20 protein-coding genes and 1 tRNA gene are annotated in these 25,248 nt (G+C 62.3%); 4 read left to right on the top strand and 17 right to left on the bottom strand.

The features are described from left to right. The 5 genes from ACGG9J_RS00570 to lepA form a co-directional block, all read right to left on the bottom strand. The gene (locus ACGG9J_RS00570; RefSeq protein ID WP_390132658.1) at positions 1-453 is read right to left on the bottom strand and encodes a tripartite tricarboxylate transporter TctB family protein; all 453 of its coding nucleotides are present in this window, start codon (positions 451-453) and stop codon (positions 1-3) included. A gap of 45 nt (positions 454-498) precedes the next feature. Further along, on the bottom strand, positions 499-2,046 hold the full coding sequence (locus ACGG9J_RS00565) for a glutamate synthase subunit beta (RefSeq protein WP_390132656.1): 1,548 nt from the start codon (positions 2,044-2,046) through the stop codon (positions 499-501). Between the two features lies 1 nt (position 2,047). Continuing rightward, positions 2,048-6,622 carry a glutamate synthase large subunit gene (gene gltB, locus ACGG9J_RS00560; protein ID WP_390132654.1) on the bottom strand — a complete coding sequence of 1,525 codons (4,575 nt, stop codon included), beginning with the start codon at positions 6,620-6,622 and terminating at the stop codon, positions 2,048-2,050. Positions 6,623-6,745: 123 nt separating this feature from the next. Continuing rightward, positions 6,746-8,092, bottom strand: a complete 1,347-nt coding sequence (hemW, locus tag ACGG9J_RS00555; RefSeq protein WP_390132652.1) for a radical SAM family heme chaperone HemW — start codon at positions 8,090-8,092, stop codon at positions 6,746-6,748. 4 nt (positions 8,093-8,096) lie between these two features. Then, complete coding sequence (gene lepA, locus ACGG9J_RS00550) at positions 8,097-9,974, bottom strand: translation elongation factor 4 (RefSeq protein ID WP_390132650.1); 1,878 nt, start codon at positions 9,972-9,974, stop codon at positions 8,097-8,099. Positions 9,975-10,119: 145 nt separating this feature from the next. Between lepA and rpsT the strand changes: the two genes are divergently transcribed. After that, a complete protein-coding gene (rpsT, locus tag ACGG9J_RS00545; protein ID WP_015021872.1) occupies positions 10,120-10,380 on the top strand; it encodes a 30S ribosomal protein S20 in 261 nt (86 codons plus the stop codon). A gap of 40 nt (positions 10,381-10,420) precedes the next feature. Here rpsT and ACGG9J_RS00540 read toward each other — a convergent pair whose 3' ends face one another. The 3 genes from ACGG9J_RS00540 to ACGG9J_RS00530 form a co-directional block, all read right to left on the bottom strand. Beyond that, on the bottom strand, positions 10,421-11,215 hold the full coding sequence (locus tag ACGG9J_RS00540; RefSeq protein ID WP_390132646.1) for a trimeric intracellular cation channel family protein: 795 nt from the start codon (positions 11,213-11,215) through the stop codon (positions 10,421-10,423). A gap of 182 nt (positions 11,216-11,397) precedes the next feature. Further along, positions 11,398-12,525: a branched-chain amino acid aminotransferase gene (locus tag ACGG9J_RS00535; RefSeq protein WP_390132644.1), complete on the bottom strand. Its 1,128-nt coding sequence runs from the start codon at positions 12,523-12,525 to the stop codon at positions 11,398-11,400. Positions 12,526-12,713: 188 nt separating this feature from the next. Beyond that, entirely contained in the window at positions 12,714-13,337 is a 624-nt protein-coding gene (locus tag ACGG9J_RS00530; protein WP_390132642.1) for a 50S ribosomal protein L25/general stress protein Ctc, read from the bottom strand. Between the two features lie 235 nt (positions 13,338-13,572). Here ACGG9J_RS00530 and ACGG9J_RS00525 point away from each other — a divergent pair, with 235 nt between their 5' ends. Further along, positions 13,573-15,594 carry an AMP-dependent synthetase/ligase gene (locus ACGG9J_RS00525; protein ID WP_390132640.1) on the top strand — a complete coding sequence of 674 codons (2,022 nt, stop codon included), beginning with the start codon at positions 13,573-13,575 and terminating at the stop codon, positions 15,592-15,594. A gap of 6 nt (positions 15,595-15,600) precedes the next feature. Here ACGG9J_RS00525 and era read toward each other — a convergent pair whose 3' ends face one another. From era to ACGG9J_RS00495, 6 genes are all read right to left on the bottom strand, one after another. Next, positions 15,601-16,554 (bottom strand): GTPase Era, encoded by a 954-nt coding sequence (gene era / locus ACGG9J_RS00520; protein WP_390132638.1) that lies wholly within the window; start codon positions 16,552-16,554, stop codon positions 15,601-15,603. Continuing rightward, positions 16,551-17,963, bottom strand: a complete 1,413-nt coding sequence (locus tag ACGG9J_RS00515; protein WP_390132636.1) for a hemolysin family protein — start codon at positions 17,961-17,963, stop codon at positions 16,551-16,553. The genes era and ACGG9J_RS00515 overlap by 4 nt, the downstream gene beginning before the upstream one ends. Then, positions 17,956-18,510, bottom strand: coding sequence for an rRNA maturation RNase YbeY (gene ybeY, locus ACGG9J_RS00510; protein WP_390132634.1), 555 nt, complete (start codon positions 18,508-18,510; stop codon positions 17,956-17,958). The genes ACGG9J_RS00515 and ybeY overlap by 8 nt, the downstream gene beginning before the upstream one ends. Continuing rightward, positions 18,507-19,688, bottom strand: a complete 1,182-nt coding sequence (locus tag ACGG9J_RS00505; protein WP_390132632.1) for a PhoH family protein — start codon at positions 19,686-19,688, stop codon at positions 18,507-18,509. The genes ybeY and ACGG9J_RS00505 overlap by 4 nt, the downstream gene beginning before the upstream one ends. 40 nt (positions 19,689-19,728) lie before the next feature. Continuing rightward, complete coding sequence (locus ACGG9J_RS00500) at positions 19,729-20,076, bottom strand: histidine triad nucleotide-binding protein (protein WP_390132630.1); 348 nt, start codon at positions 20,074-20,076, stop codon at positions 19,729-19,731. A gap of 71 nt (positions 20,077-20,147) precedes the next feature. Continuing rightward, complete coding sequence (locus ACGG9J_RS00495) at positions 20,148-20,948, bottom strand: 16S rRNA (uracil(1498)-N(3))-methyltransferase (protein ID WP_390132629.1); 801 nt, start codon at positions 20,946-20,948, stop codon at positions 20,148-20,150. 119 nt (positions 20,949-21,067) lie between these two features. Here ACGG9J_RS00495 and ACGG9J_RS00490 point away from each other — a divergent pair. Together ACGG9J_RS00490 and ACGG9J_RS00485 are read left to right on the top strand one after the other, a co-directional pair. After that, positions 21,068-21,156: transfer RNA gene (locus ACGG9J_RS00490), tRNA-Leu, on the top strand. Positions 21,157-21,430: 274 nt separating this feature from the next. Further along, on the top strand, positions 21,431-22,297 hold the full coding sequence (locus tag ACGG9J_RS00485) for a TrmH family RNA methyltransferase (protein WP_390132627.1): 867 nt from the start codon (positions 21,431-21,433) through the stop codon (positions 22,295-22,297). 202 nt (positions 22,298-22,499) lie between these two features. Here ACGG9J_RS00485 and ACGG9J_RS00480 read toward each other — a convergent pair whose 3' ends face one another. From ACGG9J_RS00480 to sufU, 3 genes are all read right to left on the bottom strand, one after another. Then, positions 22,500-23,816, bottom strand: a complete 1,317-nt coding sequence (locus ACGG9J_RS00480; protein ID WP_390132625.1) for a uracil-xanthine permease family protein — start codon at positions 23,814-23,816, stop codon at positions 22,500-22,502. A gap of 103 nt (positions 23,817-23,919) precedes the next feature. Further along, entirely contained in the window at positions 23,920-24,642 is a 723-nt protein-coding gene (locus tag ACGG9J_RS00475) for a metal-sulfur cluster assembly factor (RefSeq protein ID WP_390132623.1), read from the bottom strand. Continuing rightward, on the bottom strand, positions 24,639-25,226 hold the full coding sequence (gene sufU / locus ACGG9J_RS00470; RefSeq protein ID WP_390132621.1) for a Fe-S cluster assembly sulfur transfer protein SufU: 588 nt from the start codon (positions 25,224-25,226) through the stop codon (positions 24,639-24,641). The genes ACGG9J_RS00475 and sufU overlap by 4 nt, the downstream gene beginning before the upstream one ends. Positions 25,227-25,248: the final 22 nt, after the last annotated feature.

Here is a 25,248-nt window from a genome sequence, read left to right as displayed (position 1 = left end):
TCACAAGGCCGTTCCGTAGGAGTCCAGACGGGGATTGTCCCGATTGCCACCGACCAGGAAGAGTCCAAGCACCCCCAGGCAGAAGACCGCCGCGATGGTGATGGTGGCCCAGATGGGAACGTGGGGCAGCCACATGCAGACCAGGAAGGCCAGGCCGGAGCAGATGATCAGGGCCCAGACCAGGATTCGCAGCCATTGACGAACGCCGCTAGGAGTCCTCAGCAGACGGGGATTGCGGTCATTGGGGTCCACAGAGTCCGTCTGCACCAAGTCATCGGTGTGCCCGGTGGGCTTCCACTCGGCGCCCTGGCCGGCCTCCAGCCGACGGGAGCGCTCCTGCAAGGCCCGTTCATCCATCACTCCGGCCCTGCCCTTGGCCGTCATCCTCCGGTCATCGTTGCCGCCACGGCGGCTCCGCTTGGCTTGCGCCCTACGTTCAGCGCGGTTGGTCATATCCCACTGCCTCCATCCCTTCGATCGGCACCATACTTTTTCATATTAGCGTGGGCGCCGGTCGGCCGCGGGCAGGGTCATGGCGCGCTCATCGGCTCGGATGGGGGCGGGCAACTCGGTGGCGCCGGTCAGATACCGGTCCACGGCCGCCGCACAGGAACGGCCTTCGGCCAAGGCCCAGACCACCAGGGACTGGCCGCGTCCGGCATCACCGCAGACGAAGATGCCGTCACGGTCGGTGGCGTAGCCGGCATCACGGGCCACGTTGCCGCGTCCGTCCAGCTCTACGCCTGTCTGTCCTGTCAGGGTGGCCGTCTCCGGATGGGCGAAGCCAATGCTGATCAGCACCAGGTCGGCAGGCAGGACCCGCTCGGTGTAGGGATGGGGAATGATTCGGTCCTGGTCGTCACGACTGACGTCCACCACGCGAACGCCGCGCACCCGTCCCTCATGGTCCCGGTCAAAGCCGGTAGGGGCACTGGCATGGTCCAGATTGATCCGGTCATCAGACCCAGCACCCAGGTATTCCAAGCTGTCCACGGCGTACTCATAGTGGCCGCCCTCCTCCATGGAAGAAGTGGGATTGTAGAGCCGGGCGTAGGTTGGCCAGGGCCGGTTATCAGGCCTGGACGAGGGTTCTTTGGGCCGGATCTGCAGGACGGTGACCGACTTGGCGCCCTCTCGCAGGGCCGTGCCCAGGCAGTCCGACCCGGTGTCGCCGCCACCGATGATGATGACGTCCTTGCCGGAGGCATCGATGTTGTTGATGGGCTCGCGGCCCATCAGTTTACGGGTTGGGTCGGGCAGGAAGTCCATGGCGTAGTGGATGCCCTTAAGCTCCCGTCCGGGCAGGTCCACCCGTCGGGGTTCGGTTGAACCGATGGCCACCACCAGGGCATCGTAACGGGCCCGCAGCTGATCCCAGCCCAGGTCTCGACCGATTTCGACGCCAGTGCGGAATCGGGTCCCCTCGGCCTCCATCTGCTCCAGCCGACGGTCCAGCAGGGACTTCTCCAGCTTGAAGGCGGGAATGCCGTAGCGCAGGAGTCCGCCTATGGCATCGGCACGCTCATAGACCACCACCGTGTGCCCGGCCCGGGTCAGCTGCTGGGCGCAGGCCAGCCCTGCGGGGCCCGACCCGACCACGGCCACGGTCATGTCGGTCAGTCGCTGCGGCGGACGGGGCTTGACCAGACCCAGGGACCAGGCCTGGTCGATGATGGTCTGCTCGTCCAGCTTGATGGTGGTGGCCGGCTGATGGATGGAGAGCACGCAGGAGGACTCGCAGGGAGCCGGGCAGATCCGTCCGGTGAACTCCGGGAAATTGTTGGTCAGGCTCAGCCGCTCGTAAGCCTCCTCCCAGCGACCCCGGGACAGCAGGTCGTTGAACTCGGGGATCAGGTTGCCCAGGGGGCAGCCGGTCATGCAGAAGGGGGTGCCGCAGTCCATGCAACGGGCGGCCTGCTCGGCGGTCCAGGGTCCGGGGCCAGTGGTCTGGTGCACGTCGCGCCAGTCCTTCAGGCGTTCAGCGACCGGGCGCTCGGCGAGTTCGTGCCGGGTGCGTACCTTGAGGAATCCCTTGGGGTCGACCATATCAGTGCGCTCCTTCCATGACCTGGGCGTAGGTGGCGTCCCATATGCCGGGCGCGTTGAAGTCCACCTGCTCGCGCTCGGCCTCTTCCATAGCCTGCTTCATGGCCAGATAACGACGGGGAACCAGATGGGTGAACCGGACCAGCGCGCTTGGCCAGTCCTCCAGCAGGTCGGCCGCAGCCTTTGACCCGGTCAGCCGGACATGCTCCGCTATCAGTTCCTTGAGCATGGCCGCCTGGTCCTGGTCAGGCTCCAGGGCCAGCAGGGAGCCGTCATTCCAGGCTTCAGGATTGAGCCGGGAGGCATCCATGTCCAGCAGGTAGACGTCACCTCCCGAGAAGCCGGCGCCGAAGTTGCGTCCTGTGGAACCCAGAACAACCACCAGTCCGCCGGTCATGTACTCGCAACCGTGGTCGCCCAGGCCCTCGACCACGAAGCGGCCGCCACCATTGCGTACGGCAAAGCGCTCCCCGGCCCGTCCAGCCACGAACATGTCGCCCGAGGTGGCACCAAATCCGGCCACGTTGCCGCAGATGACGGTCTGGTGCGGGTCGAATCGAACGCCTTGGGCAGCGCGGAGGACCAGACGGCCGCCGGACAGGCCCTTGCCTGCATAGTCATTGGCTTCACCGATCACCCGGATGGTCTCGCCCCTGGGGATGAAGGCTCCCAAGGATTGACCGGCGGAACCTGTCAGCCTGATGTCCACGGTGTTCTGCGGCAGGCCGGCGGCTCCGTATTTGCGGGTGATCCTGTAGCCCAGCATGGTGCCCACGCTCCGGTTGACGTTGCGCACGGTCCCCTTGATGGCCACTGGCCGACCTTCGTCCAGAGCATCGACAGCTTGATCGATCAGATCCACATCCAGGGACTTGTCCAGTTCGTGATCCTGGGCCTGGGTGTGGTGCAGCACCGTACCCGGAGTGGGGCCAGGCTTGCGCAGGATGGCATCCAGGTCGATACCTTGGCTCTTCCAAGTGCGCACAGAGGGGTCCCGGCGCAGGCACTCCACGTGACCGACCGCTTCCTCCAGGCTGGCGAAGCCCAGGGAGGCCAAAATCTCCCGCACCTGGCGGGCCATGAACATGAAGAAGTTGATCAGATCCTCGGGCCGACCCGTGAAGCGCGAACGCAGCTCCGGATCCTGGGTGGCTATGCCCTGAGGGCAGGTGTTCTTGTGGCAGGCCCGCATCATGACGCAGCCCTCCACCTGCAGCGCTGTGGTGGCGAAGCCGAACTCCTCGGCCCCCAGCAGGGCAGCTATGACCACGTCACGGCCGGTCTTGAGCTCCCCATCGCACTGGACCACGATCCGCGAGCGCAGGTCGTTCATGACCAGGGTTTGCTGGGTTTCGGCCAGGCCCAGCTCCCAGGGGGTGCCCGCATGCTTGATGGCGTTGAGCGGTGCCGCTCCCGTGCCGCCGTCCTGGCCGGAGATGAGGACCACGTCGGCATGGCATTTGGCTACGCCTGCGGCCACGGTTCCCACCCCGTGCTCGGAGACCAGCTTGACGTGGATCCTGGCTCTGGGGTTGGCCATCTTCAAGTCATGGATCAGCTGCTTGAGGTCCTCGATGGAGTAGATGTCGTGGTGAGGAGGGGGCGAGATGAGCTCGACCCCGGGAGTGGAACGCCTGACCTGGGCAATCCAGGGCGGGACCTTGGCGCCGGGAAGATGTCCGCCCTCCCCCGGCTTGGCTCCCTGAGCCAGCTTGATCTGCAGGTCGGTGGCCGAAACCAGGTAGTCGCTGGTCACACCGAACCGGGCCGAGGCCACCTGCTTGATGCGGCTGGTCCGAGCCGGGTCTGCAATCCGATCCGGCGACTCGCCTCCCTCACCCGAGTTGGACCGGGCTCCCAGCCGATTCATGGCTACGGCCATGGTCTCATGGGCTTCCTGGGAGATGGATCCGTAGCTCATGGCTCCGGTGGAGAAGCGGGTGACGATGGACTCTGCGGCCTCCACCTGATCCAGCGGAATGGGCGCCCTGTCGGAATGCAGCTCCATGAGCCCGCGCAGGGTCATGCCCTGCTTGGCCGCCGCGTTCACATGGTCCGTGTAAGCGCGGAAAAGTCCGTAGTCCCCGCGCTTGGTGGACTGCTGGAGCAGGAAGATGGACTCGGGATCGTTCAGGTGGTCCTCGCCAGTGCGCCGCCAGTGGTAGTTGCCGCCTGTCTCCAGATCATGCCCTGATCCGGCGGTCCACTCGATGGGATAAGCCACCCGATGGCGTTGAGCCACCTCGGCGGCAATCTCCTCCAGGCCTATGCCGCCCACCAGGGAGGTGGTGCCGGTGAACCAGCGGTCGATGACCTCCTGGCTCAGTCCGACGGCTTCGAAGAGCTGGGAGCCGCGGTAGGACATGATGGTGCTCACACCCATCTTGCTCATGATTTTCAGGACCCCGGTGCTCAGGGCCCGGACCAGGTTGGCGGAGGCTTTTTTGGCGTTCACGTGCAGGTCGCCGCTGTTGGCCAGGTTCTCCACGGACTCCAGGGCCAGATAGGGGTTGACGCAGGCGGCCCCGTAGGCGATCAGCAGGGCCACATGGTGGACCTCGCGCACATCGCCGGCCTCCACTGCCAGGGAGACCTGCGTGCGGGTGTGCTGACGAAGCAGATGGTGCTGGACGGCCCCGGTCAGCAGCAGGGAGGGTATGGGTCCCCAGATGTGGTTGGAATCCCGGTCGGATAGGATCAGCACATTGCAGCCCTCTTTGATGGCCTGATCAACCTCCCCTTCGATGGCTTCCAGACGCTCCTCAAGGGCCTTGCCGCCGCCGGCCACCTGGTAGAGACCGCGAATCAGACGGGGGCGGAAGCGCCCTTCCAGCACCGGCGCCCGGTCCAGGCGCTTGATCTGAGCCATCTGGACGGAGTCCACCACAGGCAGATCGATGTGGATCTTCCAAGCGTGCTCGGGGGTGTCCTCCAGAAGGTTGGGCTCAGGCCCAATGGCCGAGGCGATGCTGGTCACCAGTTCCTCGCGCTCCCAGTCCAAGGGCGGATTGGTGACCTGGGCGAACTTCTGGGTGAAGTAGTCGAAGAGCATACGGGACCGGCGTGAGAGCACGGCGATGGGCGCGTCATTGCCCATGGACCCGATGGGCTCGCCGCCGGTTTCAGCCATGGGCCCCAGCAGCATGGTCAGGTCCTCCCGGGTGTAGCCGAAGGCCTGCTGCCGGCGGTGGACCGAGATGCGCGAATAATTGACATGTTCGCGCTCGGGCAGGTCGTCCAAGCGGACAGTGCGTTCGGAAACCCACTTCCTGTAGGGGTGCAGACTGGCCAGCTGGTGCTTGATTTCGCTGTCGGGCACGATCCGGCCCTCTTTGGTATCGGCCAGGAACATCCGCCCCGGCTCCAGCCTGCCTTTGGCGACGATGGATTGCTGGGGCGTGTCCTCCAGGACGCCGGCCTCTGAGGCCAGGACCAGGTGACCGTCATCGGTAAGCTGCCAACGGCCCGGGCGCAGACCATTACGGTCCAGCTGGGCACCCACCAGGGTCCCGTCGGTGAAGACGATGGCCGCCGGGCCGTCCCAGGGCTCGATCAGGGTGTCGTTGTACTGGTAGAAGGCCTTCAGGTCAGGGTCCATGTCCGGATCCTGCTGCCATGCCGGAGGCATCATCATGGAGACGGCGTGGGGCAGTGACCGCCCGGCCAGGTGGAGCAACTCCAAGGTTTCGTCGAAGGTGCCCGAGTCGGAAGCACCAGGGGTGTTGACCGGCAGCAGCGGGACCATGTCACCAAGCAGCTCCGAGCTCAGCTTTCCCTCGCGAGCCGACATCCAGTTGCGGTTGCCCTGGATGGTGTTGATCTCCCCGTTGTGGGCGATCATCCTGAAGGGCTGGGCCAGGGGCCAGGAGGGGAAGGTATTGGTGGAGAAGCGGGAGTGGACGATGGCCAGGCGGGCCTTCATGGCCGGATCACTCAGGTCCGGGAAGAAGCCCTGCAGCTGCTTGGTGGTCAGCATGCCCTTGTAGGTGATGGTCCGGCAGGACAGGGAGGCGAAGTAGACGCCCAGCTCGTGCTCGGCCCGCTTGCGAACCCGGTAGCCCAGCCGCTCCAGGTCCAGCCCTCCGAGGCCATCCGGCCCGGCGTCGCACATGATGGGCATGAGGAATCGAGGCATGGAGGCCAGAGCCTGCAGACCCAGTCCGTCAGGATTGGTGGGCACTGACCGCCAGGCCAGGACACGTAGCCCCTCCTGGCCGGCAATCGAGGCGATGGCCTCCTCCTGGCTGGCAGCCTGTGCCGGGTCCCTGTCCAGGAAGGCCATACCTGCCAGATAGTGACCGGATTCAGGCAGATTCCGGTAGACCCGGGTGCGCATGAACTCGTCAGGCATGGAGAGCATGATGCCGGCCCCGTCGCCGGTGTTGGGCTCGGCTCCCACGGCTCCTCGGTGGTCCAGGTTGACCAGAACACGAATGCCCTGCTCGACGATCAGCCTTTCATCCCGTCGATTGAGGGTGGCCACCATGCCGAAACCGCAGGCATCGTGTTCCGTATCAGGGTCATAGAGTCCTTGCGGACCGTGGACATGCAGATCGAGAGGGGCCGTGAATGACACCGCAATCACCTCATTCGTGGACGGGGGCGGGGCCGGCATGCTCCGCCCTTGAGGAGCCTTGTCAATGGTGAATCAACAGAATAATGCATCCACAGGTGACATCCGTGTAACGTTCCGCAGTGTCTAGCGAATTCCTACCGCCTCCAGGACCTGATCGATGACCAGATCGTTGAGCAGGCGGCCTCGGCGGGTGACCTGGATTCTGTCGTGCACGGGCAGCAGGAGGCCCTGATCGACCAGATCCTTGAGGATCTTCGGATCGGCCGGACGACCGGCCAGCCTGGTCAGCCGATCCAGTCCCAGGCCTTCGTGCAGACGCAGGGCCAGCATGACCGTCTCCTCCAGGTCCTGCATCCAACCCAGAAGCTCGGCATCCTGCCAAGGCACAAGTCCAGCATCCATTGCAGCTGCCCAGTCCCTTGGGTGGGCAATGTCCCAGGAGCGGATAGCCCGGGCACGCCGCTCACCTAGGCCGGGCTCCGGCGAAAGCCACCAGCGTGCCCCAGGAGCGGCCTCTTCTGCAGTTGCTGTGCCTGTGGCCCTGAACCCGGGCGAAACGGACGGCATAGGCTCTTGCTCCCGGATTTCTTTCATCAGTTCCATACCTGTGTCTTGACCGTTCAGGCCCCGATAGTGGGAGTGGGCGCCTGGCCCGATGCCGGCCCAGTCCACGTTGTGCCAGTAGCCCAGGTTGTGTCGGCTCTCCTGGCCGGAGCGGGCCCAGTTTGAGATCTCATACCAGCAGAGGCCCGCCTGGGAAAGCATGTCGTCAGCCATCTCGTACTTGGTCGCCTCGTCATCGTCATCGGGGGCTGGCAGCTGGCCCCGTCGCACGGCACGGCCCATCTTGGTGGTGGGCTCCAGGGTCAGGGCATAGGCGGAGACATGGTCCACGCCCAGGTCCAGGACCGCCTGCAGGCTAGTATGCCAATCCTCAAGCCGCTCTCCCGGCGTCCCGTAGATCAGATCCACGCTGGCCCTGAGTCCCAGGTCCTTGGCAGCGGCCACATCAGTGGTCACATTGGCCGGCGTATGGGTGCGGTCCAGGGTGGCCAGCACGCTGGGCACTGCTGATTGCATGCCGAAAGAGACGCGGTTGATGCCGCCCCGGAGCAGCTGCTCCAGGTAGGCCCGATCCACGGTGTCAGGGTTGGCCTCAGTGGTGACCTCGGCATCGGGTGAAAGCCCCCAGAGGTCAGCCACGGCCTCGACCATGCGCGCCAGATCCTGGGCGGGCAGAATGGTCGGGGTGCCTCCGCCGAAGAAGATGGTCGACACGGGCGGCTCTATCAAGCCTCGGGAGGTCTGCCAGTCCCGGACCATGCGCATCTCACGGATGGCCAGGTCGGCGTAGTGCTCCCGGCTGGCGCCCCCGCCCAGGTCGCTGGCCGTGTAGGTGTTGAAATCGCAGTAACCACAGCGGCGCATGCAGAAGGGCACATGGATGTAGACCTGGTAGGACGACCCCACCCGTTCAGCCCTCCTTCTTGGCGGCAGCCCGAATCTTGTCCTTGGTGTCCCGGTCCTGGGCCTGGCCCGTGCTCAGGGCGGCGATGAAGGCCTCCTGGGGCACCTCGACATGACCAAGCATCTTCATGCGCTTCTTGCCGGCCTTCTGCTTCTCCAGCAGCTTGCGCTTGCGGGTGATGTCGCCCCCGTAGCACTTGGCCAGCACGTCCTTGCGCAGGGCGCTGATGGTCTCTCGGGCGATGATCCTCGACCCTATGGCCGCCTGGATGGGGATCTCGAACTGCTGACGCGGAATCAGCTTGCGCAGCTTCTTGGTCATCATCACCCCGTAGGCATAGGCCTTGTCCTTGTGGACGATGGCCGAGAAGGCGTCGATCTTCTCCCCCTGGATGAGGATGTCCACCTTGACCAGGTCGGCGGACTGGGTCCCGTCGGGCTGGTAGTCCAGGCTGGCGTAGCCCTTGGTCCGGCTCTTCAGCTGGTCGAAGAAGTCGAAGACGATCTCGGCCAGGGGCATCTTGTAGTGCATCTCGACGCGTTCAGGGCTCAGATACTCCATGGTCCCCATCTGCCCGCGATGGTCCTGGCAGAGCTCCATGACCGGTCCGATGAACTCCTTGGGGGTGATGATGTCGGCGCTGACCACTGGTTCCAGAATCTGACGGACCTTGCCATCGGGGAACTCGCTGGGATTGGTCACCGTATGCTCGCTGCCGTCCTCCATGGTCACCTGGTAGGTGACGTTGGGGGCCGTGGCGATCAGGTCCATGCCGAACTCCCTGCTCAGGCGCTCGGTGACGATCTCCATGTGCAGCAGCCCCAGGAAGCCGCAGCGAAAGCCGAATCCCAAGGCCACGGAGGTCTCTGGCTCATAGACCAGGGCAGCATCGTTGAGCTTGAGCTTGTCCAGGGCGTCGCGCAGTTCAGGGAACTGGGCGTTGTCGATGGGGAAGAGCCCGGAATAGACCATGGGCTGGGGATCCTGATAGCCAGGCAGCGGCTCCTTGGCCGGGTTGGCCTCGGTGGTGACCGTGTCGCCCACCTTGGACTGGCTGACATCCTTGACGCCGGTGATCACGTAGCCGACTTCCCCGGCACCCAGGGCCTTGGTGGGGGTCATGTCCGGACTGATCACACCCATCTCGATGGGGTCATGCACTGTCGCTCGGCCCATCATGCGGATTTTCTGCCGCGCCTTGAGCTCGCCGTCCACCATCCTGATGTAGGTGACGATACCCCGGTAGGAGTCGTAGACCGAGTCGAAGATCAGGGCCCGGGCCGGGGCCTTGGGATCCCCCTTGGGGGCCGGCACTTGGTCCACGATACGGTCCACAAGCTCACGGACCCCCTGTCCGGTCTTGCCCGACACCCGCAACACCTCGTCCGTGGAGCAGCCGATCAGGTTGGCGATCTCTTCGGCGTGCTTGTCCGGCTCGGCCGAGGGCAGGTCGATCTTGTTGAGAACGGGGATGATGGTCAGGTCGTCCTCCAGGGCCATGTACAGGTTGGAGAGGGTCTGCGCCTCAATGCCCTGGGTGGCGTCCACCAGCAGGACTGCGCCCTCACAGGCCTCCAGTGCCCGGGAGACTTCGTAGGTAAAGTCCACATGGCCAGGGGTGTCGATCATGCCCAGGGTGTATTCGACACCGTCCTTGACCCAGGGCAGTCGAACGGCCTGGGACTTGATGGTGATGCCGCGCTCCTGCTCGATGTCCATCCTGTCCAGGAACCGGTCGTGCATCTCGCGCTTGGGCACAATCCCGCTCAGCTGCAGGATCCGGTCGGCCACCGTGGATTTGCCGTGATCGATGTGGGCGATGATGCAGAAGTTGCGGATCAGCGATTGGTCGGTGAATCCTGGTTGGTTCTTGGCATCCTGCACCTGTCTGCTCTCCTCACGTACGTCTGGTCTAACGATTCTAGACGATGCCCTGGGCCGAAGCGCCCGCCTCTGGCGGATTCTTCTCCCGGTCGGGTGCTACTATGGTGGGTTGTCTGTACAGATACATTCATCGTTTGGAGCAACATTGGCAAACATCAAGTCGCAGAAGAAGCGGGTCATCACCAACGAAAAGGCGCACCTGCGCAACAAGGAGGTCAAGAGCGCGATCAAGACCTCCGTGCGTTCCGTGCGCAAGGCCGTGGATGCCGGTGACAAGGAGGCCGCTCAGGCTGCCTACCAGGTGGCCGCCCGCCGTCTGGACAAGGCCGCCGGCAAGGGTGTGATTCACCGCAACCAGGCCGCCAACCGCAAGTCCGGTCTGGCCAACGCCGTCAACGCCCTCTGAACCGGGTGCCCCACAAGGGCCGGTGATCCAAGCGCTTGGGTCACCGGCCCTTCTTCGTATCCGGTTTCCGGTCGGAATCCTCGTCGGTGTGCTTGATAGTGACACTGATGTTCGACCGGCCACGCATCAGATGACGGATGGCCCTGGCCAGCTGGGCATCGTTGAGCGGCAGCCGGGCCGAGCGCCGGTCCACCGCCCCAGGCACCAGAATGTTGAATTTCACCGAGATGATGCGCAGGACGACCACCAGGGACACGATGGCCAGGTCCAGGGCCATGTCGACCCGGGCCGGATAGAGCCCATGCTGCTGGGCACGCGTGGAGGCCAGAGTCAGCATGCAGCCGATCAGGGAAGGCAATGCATACCAATGCTGGTCCTGGATGACCGCAGGCACCTGGTTAAGGAGGACGTCTCGCAACAGGCCGCCAACCAGGGCCGTAGCCATGCCCATGAAGATGGCCGTCATGCCACCGGTTCCACTCATCAGCGCCTTGGCCGTACCGTTGACGGCAAAGGATCCCAAGGCCATGGCATCAGTGACCAACATGGACCAGGTCATCCTGCTGATTTCAGGATGGGCGACAGCCACCACCAGGCCGGATGCCAGGGTGACGATGACTGAGCCCTTGTCGGTAATGCCGCTGGGCGGCACCTGACCCAGAAGAACGTCTCGGACCACCCCGCCTCCCAGGGCACTGATCCAGGAGACCAGCAGAATGGAGATGATGTCGTAGCCCTTGCGCACAGCAGCCAGGCCACCCGAAAGCCCGCAGCTGAATATGCCCAGGTACTCGATGACCATGAAGATCAGGTTCCCCTCCAAGGCCGTCTTCATCCGTGCTTCTCCTCCCGGAATCGTCCCGCACTCAAGTCTGTCTATAGATTAGCCAAGCACAGAGCTGAACAGGCCGGTGATGTGCGCAAGGCCACAAATATGAAGGAAGGCGACCCAAGGCGAAACGTCGCCCTGAAGTCGCCTTCCATTCAAGACCTGTCAGGCAGGAATGGGGTCAGCGCTCAGCAGACCTTCCACATCCAGTCGTGCGGGTCTTCGATCTCGCCCAGCTGGATGCCCAGGAGCTCGTTGCGCAGGTCCATGGTGACCTTGCCAGAGCCGCCGTCGGCCACCTGAACGTCGAAGTTCTCGGACTTGAAGCGTCCGATGGGGGTGATGATGGCGGCGGTTCCGCAGGCGAACACCTCAGTGACCTCGCCCGAGCGGATGTCGTCCAGCAGGGTGTCCAGGCGGATCATGGTCTCCACCACATCCCTGCCGTGATCCTGGGCCAGGGCGATCAGGGAGTTGCGGGTGACGCCGGGCAGAATGGTTCCGGTCAGGCTGGGGGTCTCCAGGTGCCCGTCCTTGTGGACGGTGAACATGTTCATGCCGCCCAGCTCCTCCAGGTAGGTCTTGGTGGCCGCGTCGACGAAGCAGACCTGCTCGCAGCCATGCTCTGCACCGCGGTTCTCACCCAGCAGCGAGGCCGCATAGTTGCCGCCGCACTTGGCGAAGCCGGTGCCGCCGGGGCCGGTGCGGAACCACTTGTCCTCCACCCAGATGCTGACCGGCTTGACGCCGCCGGCGAAGTAGGGTCCCGAGGGCGAGGCGATGACGCAATAGTCCACCGCGTGCGGGGCGCGCACGCCCAGGAAGGGCTCGGAGGCGAACATATAGGGACGCATATAGAGCGTGTACTCGCGTCGCCTGGGCACCCAGGCTGCGTCACGGCGGACCAAGGCAGCGACCGATCCCAGGAAGTCATTGGGCTCAAGCGGGGGCAAGGCCAGCCGCTTGGCTGAATTGTAGAAGCGCTGAGCATTGGCATCGGGCCTGAAAAGCCAGATGGAGCCATCGTCGTGGTAGTAGGCCTTGAGTCCCTCGAAGGCCTCCTGGGCGTAGTGAAGAACAGAGGCCCCCGGATCCAGGCTGAGCGGTCCGTATGGCTCAACCCTGCGATCCTTCCAGCCGTCGTCCGAAGTCCATCCCATATGGGTCATGTTGTCTGAGAAGAGCTGGCCGAAGGCGGGCTTGTCAATCAGCCGGGCACGCTCCTCGTCAGAGGCGGGATGGTCGTTGGGAATGACCTTGAAAGCGTCCGCCAACTCATTGAGTGCCTTCGGGTCGTGATGTGATTGCTCTGCCATTATCTACCACTTCTTCTTGCTGCTGTATTTGGTTGCTCGGGTGTAATGCTTATGGCGATGCCCGGTACCCGAACTATCGCATAGGCAGGCCTTGACCTGTTCAGCGTATTTCGCATAGTGACCGTCATAGGTGAAAAGGCCGCAGGATCGAGATGATCCCACGGCCTTGGTAGAGCGAACCTCTGGGTTCACTCACTCTGGGCATCAGCCTCCGGAGCAGCTTCAGCATCAGCCTGTTCGGTTTCCTCGGTGGGGGTCTCCAGGCTCTCCTCCTTGGGGATCTCGACGGAGACGATGGATTCCTCCATGTCGTCGATGATCAGCTCGGAACCCTCAGGCAGCTTGACGTCCTTGGCCAGGATCTTGTCGCCTTCGGCCAGGCCCTCCACGCTGATATCGATGCGCTCGGGCAGGTTGGACACGTCAGCACGGACCTGCAGGTTCTGGGTGTCGATCAGAGCCACGGCAGCGCCCTTGGTCTCGCCGCTGACGAAGACAGGCACCTCCACAGTGACCTTCTCGCCGGCGCGGACCTCATAGAAGTCGATGTGCTCCACCTGGCGCTTGACCGGGTTGCGCTGCACGTCCTTGACCACGGCCGTCTTGGTCTGTCCGCCGAAGCTGATGGAGAAGAGCGCGTTGGCGCGGCGCAGGGCCAGAGTGGTCTCGCGCATGGGCAGCTTGATGTAGTCGGGCTGGGCACCGCCGGCGTAGATGGTAGCGGGGATCTGCTGGGCCACGCGCATGCGGCGTGCCGCTCCCTTGCCGAACTGGTCGCGGACTTCGCCCTCGAGCTTAATTGTGTTAGCCATGTTGGCTTCCTTCCTTGGTGGTTCCTCAAGACCGACCTGGGCCGGTCCTGGCGCATCGCCGCGTCGGATTCCGGACCGCCCATAAGGAAAGGCCGCCGATGATCCAGCCGAGTCGATAACGGAGACCGCGAAAGCCTCCCTCGCCAAAGCAACGTAGCAACTTTAGCACCCAGCCTGCCCTTCTCCAAGTAAGCGGCTATTCTGGACATATCCCGCGATTATTGAAGGAGACAACGTGTCGTTACTAGCATCGGTCAAATCTTTTGTGGCACACCAGGTGGGTCATGGGGAGGGACCGACTGGCGAGGAGAATGCGGATCCGTCACAGGCCGCCCCCCGGGTCGCCGAGGATTCCCTGGCCTTGCCCAACACGCATTTCTGGTCAGCCGACTACGCCACCACAACGCGCATGGATCCGGCTACTGGTCTGCTTTCAGCCACCACTGCTGGCATGGGGCCGGTGCCGGACGACATGACGGTCTACGACATCTACGCTGATCGCGCCCGCCGCACCCCCGACCAGCCGGTCCTGCACTTCGTTGAAAACGGGAGCTGGACCTACCGGACCGGCCGAGAGATCCTACACGACATCAGGACCACCGCCAAGGGCTTTATGCACTACGGGCTGAAGAAGGGCGATGCCGTGGCTTTCATGTGCAGGACCAGCTATGAATGGGACATCGTGGACGCTGCCGTCCTGTCCATCGGCGGGGTCATCGCCACCATTTACGACACCGATTCGGCCGAGCAGATCCGATTCATCGTCAACAACTCCGATGCCAGGCTGCTGGTGGTGCAAACCACCGAGATGCGGGCCAAGGCCGAGGGAGCAGACAAGGAGTGCCCCACCCTGGAGCGCATCGCCTGCCTGGAATCCGGGGCCCTACAGGAGCTGCAGGCATACGGGGAGTCGGTCAGCGATGCCGAACTCGATGAGCGGATCAACTCCATTCGCAAGACTGACCTCTGCTCAATCGTTTACACCTCTGGGTCCACAGCGGCGCCCAAGGGCGTGGAAATGACGCATGAGCATTATTGCCAGCTGGCCAGAAACCTGAACGCCTTCATCCCCAATCTGACCCATGACCCAAATGGATCCATTCTGCTCTTCCTGCCTCAGGCCCACACCTTTGCCCGGGCTATCAGCTACGGAGTCGTGTACGGGACTATGCACGTATACATCTCCTCCGGACTGGCCACCCTGCTGTCCGACCTGCAGGAGTCCAAGCCTACGGTCATCATCGGTGTGCCCAGGGTCTTCGAGAAGGTCTACAACGCCGCCTCCCAGAAGGCTGGGCACGGTGTCAAGGGCAGAATTTTCAACGGTGCTGCCAAAGCAGCACGCACCTACATGGAGGACATCTCCCGTCAGGGCTGGCCGACCAGGCGCAGCGCCCTGCGGCGTGCTCTCTACGACCCGCTGGTCTACTCTTCTCTGCGCCAGGTCCTGGGCGGGAGGGCCAAGTGGATCGTCTCCGGAGGCGCCCCCCTGGACCCGGAGCTGCTGGGGTTCTTCCGCGGCTCCAATGTTCCGGTCTATGAGGGCTACGGACTGACCGAGACTACTGCACCCTGCGCATTCAACCCTCTGGGTACCCCCTACCACAGGGGCTCAGTGGGCATTCCCTTCCCGGGATTCACCATCCGCATCGCCTCAGACGGCGAGGTGCAGATCAAGGGGATCTGCGTATTCCACCGCTATCACAAGAACGAGGAGGCTACCCGCGATTCCTTCACCGAGGACGGCTGGTACGCCACAGGCGACCTAGGACGGCTCTCCCGTGACGGATTCCTCTTCCTGACCGGGCGCAAGAAGGACCTGATCATCACGGCTGGCGGCAAGAATGTCTCCCCCAGGCCCATTGAGGAGGTCATTGAGCGTTCCGAGATCGTCTCTCAGGCCCTGGTTCTGGGAGACAAGCGTCCCTTCATCTCGGCTCTGGTCACCCTGAACGAGTCCGCCCTGCGGCCCTGGCTGGCCTCCAAGGGGCTGGATCGCAACATGTCCCTGCAGGAGGCGGCGCAGAACGCCGTGGTCCGGGCTGAGGTCCAGGAGTATGTGGACCGGGCTAACGAGGGTGTCTCCCGGGCCGAGTCGGTGCGCAAGTTCATCATCCTGCCTGAGGAGTTCACCCAGGACAATGGGCTGATGACACCTTCTATGAAGGTTATCAGGCCCAAGGTCATCGAGCGCTATGCCGACCTGCTGAATACCAGGATGTACGCGGCCAAGCGCACGCCGACACCTCGCCGCTGAACAAGATCAGAACCCCAGGCGCTCCAGCTGCCTGGGGTCGGTCTGCCAGTTGCGGGCCACCTTGACATGCAAATCCAACCGGACCTTGCGGCCCATGGTCCGGTTGACGGCAGTGCGCAGCTTCTTCTTCACCCGCACCAGATGCTCAGCCCCGCGCCCGATGACGATGGGTTTTTGGGAGTCGCGCTCAACATAAATGCCTATATGGATCGTGTCGCGGCCGCCATCTGGATCCGGGTCGATGGACTCGACACGAACGGCCAGGGAGTGGGGCAACTCGTCGTCGAGTTCCTCCAGGTAAGCTCCCCGCACCATTTCGGCGATCATATCCTCGGGACGCTCCTCGGTCAGCTGGTCGTCAGGGTAAAGCTGAGGGCCTTCAGGCATTGCATCGGTCAGTACCTGGGCCACCTCGTCCACATTGTCAGACTCCAAGGCACTGACCGGAACGATCTGCGAGAAGTCGGCGAAAGCGCCGATCTCCAAGAGCTTATCCACCAGCTGGCCCTTGTCCAATTGGTCGATCTTGGTCACTACGGCAATCAGTGGCCTGCGCCAGTTCCACTTGCCGTCTTTGTCCTTACGGGCGAACTCAGAGCGCAGTCGGCTGAGAATGCGACGGTCGCCTGGGCCGATGGCCTGGTCGGCCGGCAGCAAGAAAGCAATGGCATCCACGTCCGACAACGAGGCCTCCACCACGTCATTGAGCCGCTGACCCAGCAGGGTACGCGGACGGTGAATGCCCGGTGTGTCAACCAGGACCACTTGTGCCTCGGGACGGGTCATGATCCCTCGGATGGCCTTGCGGGTAGTCTCCGGCCTTGAGGAAGCTATGGCGATGGGCCTGCCTACCAGGGCGTTCATGAGGGTGGACTTGCCCACATTGGGTCGGCCCACCACCGCAACGAACCCCGATCGGTGGACCGCTGCGGTGCCCTCGCTCCGTTCTTCCTTGGTCATGAATTCTCCTGACTGTCCTGCTCTGGTTGATCCCTGTCGACCTGTTCGTCTTCCTGCTCCGCACCGTCCTCCAGGGCGATGCTGGATCCGTTGGCTGGCTCTACCACAATGGTGGCGATCTTCTTGCGGCGGCCCACGGCTTCGCCCGCAGTCAGCCTGATTCCCCGCGTCACCGCCGACGAGCCTGAGACAGGCACTGAGCCCAGCAGCTTGGTCAGCAGACCATAGACCGTATCCACATCGTCCTCGTCAATGGTGATTTCGTAAAGCTCTTCCAGGTCGGCAATGGGCGTGCGGACCGGCAGCTGCCAGGTGTGCGGACCGATCTGCTTCGGTTCATCATGCTGGACCCGGTCGTGCTCGTCCTCCAGCTCGCCCACGATCTGCTCGATGGCATCTTCAATGGTGACCAGGCCAGCGATTCCCCCGTACTCATCCACAACCACGGCCAGGTGGTGGCGTGAGCGCTGCATGTAGTGGAAGAGATCGTCCACCGGCTTGGACTCAGGCACCAGAACAGGCCGTCGTAGGATAGACGCGACTGATCTGTCGCTCTTGCGGTTGAAGGCTAGGGCTCTTACCACATCCTTCAAGTAGACGATTCCAACCAAGTCATCCACGTCGTCCCCAATGGCGGGAATGCGGGAGAACCCCGACCTGGAAAAGAGCTTCAGGGCCGAATCCAGACTGGCGTCCTTGGAGATGCAGATCATGTCGGTGCGGGGAACCATGATCTCGCGCGTCAATGTGGTCGACAGAGTCAACACGTTCTTCAGCATCTCAGAGATCTCGGGATCGAAGGCACCGGCTTCCACTAGCTGGTCGACCATGGCTCGACCCTGCTCGATCTGAATTTTCTCCAGCTCCTCGTCGTCGGAAAGGTCGCCTCGATGGTTTTTGCGGGAGCGGGCTTCAGCCTGCCGCCGGCGCTTGAAAGGCGTAAGGAGAACGGCCAGCCCAACCAGGCGAACGTGCTTGAGCAGTGCTTCCATGGGCTGGCGGGAGCGACCGCGTGGACCCAGGGTCACCGAAACCGCAGCCACCAAGATGGCCATGACGGCTCCGCACAGCAGTTGCTCCCAGAGGGGCAGGCCGCCAAGAGCAGCCATACATGCCGCCAAAACGCCGACCATGATGTCGCAGATAATGCGGACAAAGGCGCAGGCACTTCCCGTCACCTGCCGCTGGGAGATCAGACTTTGGGCCCGATGAATGCGATCAATCCGCTTCATCCTGGAGAACTGGCTGAGCTCCTGGTCGGTCTGCAGGCCCAAAATCAAATTGTTGAGACTGGATCGTGTCACACGGTTGAGTGCCCCTTGAGCCTCGGCCAGTGCAAGCGAGAGAACAACCAAAGCGATGGCAACCAGAGCCATGACCACCAAGGCGGCAATTGTTCGCTCACTCATGGGATCCGCCTCTCTGGTGGGCATCACGGCCGTACCGCTCATAGATCTCCAGAGCATTGGATGCCCCGGCCGGAAGCGCGGCATCGGCGATGGGTCCCTGACGCAAAGCAAGGAAGGTCAACAGAAGCTGGCGCTGCAGACCGAACATCTGTGCCTCCTGCTCCTTGCTGGCGTGGTCGTAGCCCAGCAAATGCAGGGTCCCGTGGATAGCTAGCAGCAGCATCTCCTCCATGGTGGAATGGCCTGCAGCCGAGGCCTGCTGGGCAGCCACCCAAGGGCAGATGACTATATCGCCTAGGATGCCCTCCTGTCGATGGTCCTCGTCGCCTGGGCGCAGCTCGTCCATTGGAAAGCTCATGACATCGGTTGGACCGGCCAGGTTCATCCAACGCTCGTGCAGCACCGCCATGGGCTCGGGATCGTTGAAGATGATGGTCATGTCGGACTGGGTGCTGACCCGCATCTGATCCAGGACCCATACTCCCAGGTCGGAGAAGGTCTTGGCGTCAATCAGCCACTGGGTCTCGTTGGTCACTTCTACGCTCATGCCTGCTCCCGTTCCCGGCTGCGGGCCCGATCGGCACGGTCGTAGGCCCGGACAATCTGCCCGACGAGCTTATTGCGTACCACGTCGGCAGCCTGCAGGTGTACGAAAGCGATATCGTCGATGCCGTGCAGAACCTCTTCTATGGTGGCCAGACCCGATGCGGGACCGCCCAGATCAACCTGGGTGACATCGCCGGTGATGACCATCTTGGCGTTGAAGCCCAGACGAGTCAGGAACATCTTCATCTGCCTGCGGGTGGTGTTCTGCGCCTCGTCCAAGATGACGAAGGCATCGTTCAGCGTACGCCCACGCATGTAAGCCAGCGGGGCCACTTCGATAGTCTCATCGGCCAGTAGACGGTGGAGCCGCGTGGTACCCAGCATATCGGCAAGCGCATCGTAAAGGGGCCGCAGGTAGGGATCAACCTTTTCATTAAGCGTGCCAGGCAGGAAGCCCAGGCTCTCTCCCGCCTCCACGGCAGGTCTGGTCAGAATGATGCGCCCGATGCGCCCAGCCCGGAACTCCTGAACGGCCTTGGCTACCGCAAGATAGGTCTTGCCGGTGCCGGCTGGGCCGATGCCGAAGGTGATGGTATGCGTTTCGATGGCAGCCACGTAGGCTGACTGGCCAGCGGTCTTGGGCCTGATCGGACCCTTGGAGGCTTGAGTCAGAGGACGGCGATGAACTGTCGAGGCTGCTGCTTGACGGGCTTGGTCGATACCTTCCAGGGTGCTGTCCCCCTTCGGTTCTGCAATATCTGTCTGCCGATAATTGCGGTCTACAGGAGTTTGGTTTGTCGCGTTGCAGTCCTGGGTTTCGCTGTCTGCAATTTTCCGGTCTTCTGTCGAATCGGCACCGGCGGACTCCACCGGATGGGAGTAATCGTCAGCGTCTGCGGTCCCCAGACGGCGGTGGTCCAGTATTCGCCCCACCTGATCGGCATCCACAGGGACTTGGTCGGCGGTCTGCATAAGTTCGGACAGCAGGTCCCGAATTTGGGCCGCCTGCACGTCGCCTTGCCGGTCTTGAGCCCGCAGCATGATCCTGTTGCCCCGAACCAGGATGGACACTGCCGGGAAGGCGCTCTCGATCCTGTCGATGACTGCGTCCTCCGGCCCCAGCACCTGAACCGGATCGATCCCCTCCGGAATCTCCAGGGTTCGCGTAGTTACCGCCACGGATTCCCTTCCTGCACGATGACGATGGTGAACACGGGCCTCACTCGGGCAGCACCTGTCCGGTCAGAACGTGGGCGTGGACATGGAAGACCGACTGGCCGGCATCCTCTCCGGTGTTGAAGATCAGCCGGTAGGCTCCATGGAAGTCCTGGTCGGCGATCTGCTGCGCCACCTGGACGATGTGGGCCAGAGTGTCAGGATCGGCCTTGGCCAGTTCAGCCACGGATGCGTAGTGGTGACGCGGGACGATCAGGACATGGACGGCGGCCTTGGGGTTGGCATCCTTGAAAGCATAGACGGTCTTATCCTCATAGACCTTTTCGCTGGGAACATCCTCCGCCACGATTCTGCAGAAAATGCAGTCCTCCTGTCGATCGTCATCGCTCATGACCACTCCTTACTGTTTGCCATCAATGCTGCTTTCCATTTTATGGTCGAGGATGTATATTGCGTTCTACTTCATGCGCTGGGCTCAGGGGCTTCTGGCCGCCAGCGGCCCATCATGTCCGCCAGCAGAGTCAGGGCCACAGGTCCAGCCAGAGCAGCCCGGAGGATGTTTCCTCCCAGCCGGACCGGCAGAGCCCCCTGCCTCATCATTGCCTGGACCTCCTGATCGGCAATCCCCCCCTCGGGGCCCACGACCACGGCAACCGACGAGCCATCTGGCAGCTTGTCAACACGTTTACGGACCGCATCCCATCCAAGGTCGGCATCCTGGTGCAGAACCAGGACCAGGCTCCTCTGATCGGTCGCCCTTCGGCACCAGGAGGCTAAACCATGGCTGTCAACCTTGCTCAGCAATTGAGGACGGTATGCTCTCCGGCTCTGCTCGGTGGCTGCGTCCAAGGTGGCCTGCCAGTGCCGGTCGTTGCGGCCAGGCCGCCATTTGGCAATGGACCGATCAGCCTGCCAGGGCATGACCTGATCGACACCGATCTGGGTGGCCATATCGATGGCCTGCTCGTCCCTGCCGCCCTTGGCCAGGGCCTGAACAAGAATCATTGCCTTCTCAGGAGGTGCCTGACGGCCGACAGCGGTGACCTCCACTAAGCCGGTCGAAGCATCCCTTACCAGGGCGCTGATCCGCAGTCCGTCCCCGTCTGAAAGATTCAGCTGATCCCCGTTCTTCAGCCTCATGGAGCTCAGAGCATGGCGACGAATGTGCTCAGGCAGAGTCAGACGCCAGCCAGTGTGAAGCTCATCGCTGGCCAGAGGGGAATCGTCATGGTTGGGATCCAGCAGAAAGAGGGGCGCAGTCATGTTGACAGGCTACAGCCCGCTGCCGAAAAGTCCTCTCCCGCGACGACACGCTCCCCCAATCGCCCAGTGCGCGATGCCGACTGAGATGCTATGCTTATTTCCGTTGCGATTACGCACCTGTCCGGGTGGCGGAATGGTAGACGCGCTAGCTTGAGGTGCTAGTGCCTATATATATACAGGCGTACGGGTTCAACTCCCGTTCCGGACACTCAGCTTCTTGTCGATGGGAACTATCTCGATTCGCATATTTCCTATTTTATATATTCATTGAAATTTAGTGTAAAACAGGCTTTTCACGGATTCATCGTTGTCCTGAATCCTTGTTTTTTGATTAATACGGCTGCTTAATACAGTTCGTTTTGACTGATTGTCAGCGTTCTTGATTGAAAATCACACATGCTCGTTTTCGGTTGCGCCGCCTATGCTGTTGACAGAACAAGGGTCCCTCAGCGGCCCTAGGACCACAAGGAGGAACTGCAGGCGTGCTCAGGGTGAGAATCGACTCCATCGAGGATGACAGAATCGAAGCCTACACCAGGCTGACCGAGCCGCAGCTGCGCAATCGTCTGGAACCCGCCAAGGGCCTGTTCATCGCCGAGTCCCCCAAGGTCATCGCCCGTGCTCTGGATGCCGGGGTAGAACCTATCTCCTTCCTAGTGGAGGAGCCATGGCTGGAGGGAATGCGTTCCATGTTCGATCAGGTGGATACAACCTTCGGACCCAACGTCCCCGTCTATGTGGCCAGCCCTGCACAGCTCAAAATGATCACCGGCTACCGGCTCCATCGAGGCGCGCTGGCCGCCATGAGACGCTGGCCTCTGCCCACTGTGGAGCAGATTTGCCGATCAGCAATGCGAGTAGCGGTCATGGAGAATATTGTTGATCACACTAATATCGGTGCCCTGATGCGTTCAGCTGCCGCCCTGCAGGTGGATGCGGTCCTGGTCACCCCATCCTGCTCTGACCCTCTGTACCGCAGGGCTGCAAGGGTCTCCATGGGTACGGTCTTTCAGGTTCCATGGACCAGGATCGGCGGCGACGATATCCACGCCTGGCCTGACCAGGGCATGCGCCAACTGCAGGGTCTAGGCTTCACTACGGCGGCTATGGCCCTGAACCGGGATGCCATCAGCCTGGATGAGCTGGCGAAGCGTCTAGGACCTGGGCCCAACCATATCGATCGCCTGGCCCTGATATTCGGCACTGAAGGCGACGGGCTGAGCCACAGGACCATCGCCAGGGCGGACCTGACTGTACGCATTCCCATGAGCCACGACGTGGACAGCCTGAATGTGGCCGCCTCAAGCGCCGTGGCCTTCTACGCGACCAGACCCAAACATGCTAGCTGAGCCTTGCCAGCCGGTCCAGCCAGTTAGCTGAACAAGCCTAGCCAACCGACCAAACCAGGCAACTGAGTCCTCTACTCAGTACAAAGTCCGACTGCCCTCCGTCGCCTCATTCCATGGCCGAGTACTTGATATCGGATAACTATTAACATCAGTCAATCCTCAGCATCAGGCAACCACGGAAAGTCGGACGACACCGGGGGAATCATCTCTCTTGGGAAACGGCCTGCGAATCCTCATGAATGTAATCGTCCGGGTCGATGGTCCCCCGCCAGCGGCCGATGGCCTTGAGGCCGTGGTACATGACCAGCGTAGCCACCGAGCCGATGGCGATGCCGTTGAAGCTGACCCCGGCCACAGCGAAGGTGAAGTCCGCGATGCCCACGATCATGACGACGGCGCCCACGGTCATGTTGACGGACTTGCCGAAGTCCACCTTGTTCTCCACCCAGATGCGAATGCCCAGCATGCCTATCATGCCGTAGAGCATGGTGGTGACCCCGCCCAGAACGCCAGTGGGAATGGTGTTGATGATGGCCCCGAACTTGGGGCAGAGGGAAAGCAGGAAAGCGAAGATTGCGGCGCACCAGTAAGCTGCTGTGGAGTAGACCTTGGTGGCGGCCATGACGCCTATGTTCTCTGCGTAGGTGGTAGTGCCCGAGCCTCCGCCCAGACCGGCCAGGGTGGTGCCCAGCCCGTCGGCCATCAGGGCAGTCCCGATCTGATTGTCATAATCGCGGCCGGTCATCAGGGCCACAGACTTGACGTGACCGATGTTCTCTGCCACCAGAACCAGCACCACGGGGATGAACATGGCCAGGACGGAGGAATCGGCCTGAGGAGTGTGGAAGTGAGGCAGACCGAACCAGGCGGCCTTTTCCACAGCAGCGAAGTCGACCTGCCCCTGGGTGACCGCGAAGATATAACCGACGATGACGCCCAAAAGAATGTTGAGACGGCCAATCAGGCCCCTGAAAAGGACAGCTATCAGCATGACGGCCAACAGGGTCACCAAGGCAGTCAGTGGGGCCGATTTGAAGTTCTTCCAGGCCGAGGGAGCCAGATTGAAACCGATGATGGCCACGATAGCGCCGTTGACCACCGGAGGCATGATCATATCGATCCAACGTGAACCAGCGAAGTGGACGATCAGGCCGATCAGGAAGAGCAGAGCACCGGTGACCATGATCCCGAAGGAGGCCACAGCCAAACCCTTGTGGGCAGTGGTCACTGCCAGGACCGGAGCTATGAAACCAAAGGAGCTGCCCAGGTAGGAGGGCAGACGATTGCGGTTGATCAGCAGGAATAGGGCCGTGGACATGGCCGTGAAAAAGAGGGTTGTAGAGGAGTCGAATCCGGTCAGAATAGGGACCAGGAATGTGGAGCCGAACATGGCGATGACATGCTGGGCACCGATACCTGCCGTACGTGGCCATGTGAGTCGCTCATCGGGTTCCACTACTTCGCCCGGAGCCAATGTTTTCCCGTCCCCATGCAGTTTCCAGCCCATGGACAATGCCATTTCACTGTGCTTTCTCTCATGCGCCGTGCCGGTCACGGCGGACCGGAAACATCAGTATATTCGCATGGGAGGACCCGGATCGGTCTACCGGGGGCGGATGCCCTCACTGATAGGTGGGCATGTTCTCGAAGTTGAAGCCGATGGCGGCCAACTGCTCACGACCCCCAGGGGTGATCATATCCAGGGTCCAGCGCGGCGACCAGGTCCAGTCGATGCGGAACTCCTCGACTAAGCCCGCTAAGACGCTGGCGCACTGGTCCTCGATCAGGTCAGTCAGCGGGCAGGCCGGCGTGGTCAGGGTCATGGTGATGATAGCCCTTCCCAGTTCGTCGATTTCGATGCCATAGACCAGCCCCAGATCAACCACGTCAATGCCCAGTTCAGGGTCGATGACCTGGTGAAGGGCCTCCCTGACATCTTCAGCAGTGGCCCGACCGATATCGTCGACAGCTTTCAAAGGAATGGCTTCCTCAGCAGCGGCCTCGGCATCGGCGGCATTCTGGTCCACGGTCTTGGCACTGTTGTCGGCTGGCGCGCTGGCCGAGGATTTGTCGCTCGAGTCCCGGTCCACTGACGCGTCATCAGGGGAAGCTCCTGATGTAGCTTCTTCTGCACTCTGATCATCAGACTGGGTCAAATTGGACTTCTTGTCCGCCTGACTATCGACCTGGCGCATGGAACCACCTTCTGCCGACTTCAAAACCGTTTCGGCACCCAAGGGATTGCTGGCCAGCGCCTGTGCCGTACCGGGATCGCTGATGGCTCTGCCCACCGAGGCCAGGATGGAGTCCTGGGGCTCGGGCACCAGATTCGTATTGCCGCTCATGCCTGCTCCTCCTTCACACTCTCGTCGCCCTCTTGCCTGGCTGACAGGGCTTGGGCCACCGAGGCCTTCATACCCTCCCAGCCCAGCAGGGCGCATTTGATTCGCATGGGGTACTTAGACACGCCCTGGAAAACCATGGCATCGCCAAGGGCATCCTGAGACTTCTCATCCTCAAGTCCAGCTCCGCGAGATTCCATCAGTTTGCGGAAGTCAGCAGCCAGGTCCATGGCATGATCAACGGTCTGCCCCTGGACCAGATCCACCATGATGGACAGGCTGGCCTGGCTGATGGAACAGCCCGAACCCTTCCAGACGATTCGCTGGATGAGATCGGGACCGCCCTGTTCACCGGGTGCGACCTCCACGTGGATGGTGGCCTGATCCCCGCAGGTGGGATTGAACTGATGGGACTCGGCAGCCAGGCAGGCCTCATGCTCAACCCGGATGGTTACGCCGTCTCCATCCGGGTCTTCCCCAGCATCAGCCTGATCCCCTACACGCCCGTGAGGATTTCGGGCCGCGTCCAGGATCACCTCCTGGTACATCTGCTCCAGTTCCTCGTCGTCCATACCGAAATCCGCCATGTCCTTAAACCTACCAGTATGT

Source organism: Bifidobacterium apicola (assembly GCF_042846865.1).
In the GTDB taxonomy this organism is placed as follows: Bacteria; Actinomycetota; Actinomycetes; order Actinomycetales; family Bifidobacteriaceae; genus Bombiscardovia; species Bombiscardovia apicola.
Note: the sequence above shows the minus strand (reverse complement) of the source record. Positions and strands in the feature narration are given on the sequence as shown.

Bases quoted from the DNA above. Each gene is read 5' to 3' on its own strand.
- ACGG9J_RS00475 (WP_390132623.1), bottom strand. From the start codon at position 24,642: ATGAGCGGCAATACGAATCTGGTGCCCGAGCCCCAGGACTCCATCCTG.
- ACGG9J_RS00535 (WP_390132644.1), bottom strand. From the start codon at position 12,525: ATGGCAGAGCAATCACATCACGACCCGAAGGCACTCAATGAGTTGGCG.
- ACGG9J_RS00540 (WP_390132646.1), bottom strand. From the start codon at position 11,215: ATGAAGACGGCCTTGGAGGGGAACCTGATCTTCATGGTCATCGAGTAC.
- sufU (WP_390132621.1), bottom strand. From the start codon at position 25,226: ATGGCGGATTTCGGTATGGACGACGAGGAACTGGAGCAGATGTACCAG.
- ACGG9J_RS00500 (WP_390132630.1), bottom strand. From the start codon at position 20,076: ATGAGCGATGACGATCGACAGGAGGACTGCATTTTCTGCAGAATCGTG.
- ACGG9J_RS00515 (WP_390132636.1), bottom strand. From the start codon at position 17,963: ATGAGTGAGCGAACAATTGCCGCCTTGGTGGTCATGGCTCTGGTTGCC.
- ACGG9J_RS00480 (WP_390132625.1), bottom strand. From the start codon at position 23,816: ATGGCATTGTCCATGGGCTGGAAACTGCATGGGGACGGGAAAACATTG.
- ACGG9J_RS00570 (WP_390132658.1), bottom strand. From the start codon at position 453: ATGACCAACCGCGCTGAACGTAGGGCGCAAGCCAAGCGGAGCCGCCGT.
- ACGG9J_RS00565 (WP_390132656.1), bottom strand. From the start codon at position 2,046: ATGGTCGACCCCAAGGGATTCCTCAAGGTACGCACCCGGCACGAACTC.
- ACGG9J_RS00530 (WP_390132642.1), bottom strand. From the start codon at position 13,337: ATGGCTAACACAATTAAGCTCGAGGGCGAAGTCCGCGACCAGTTCGGC.
- era (WP_390132638.1), bottom strand. From the start codon at position 16,554: ATGACCAAGGAAGAACGGAGCGAGGGCACCGCAGCGGTCCACCGATCG.
- ACGG9J_RS00495 (WP_390132629.1), bottom strand. From the start codon at position 20,948: ATGACTGCGCCCCTCTTTCTGCTGGATCCCAACCATGACGATTCCCCT.
- ybeY (WP_390132634.1), bottom strand. From the start codon at position 18,510: ATGAGCGTAGAAGTGACCAACGAGACCCAGTGGCTGATTGACGCCAAG.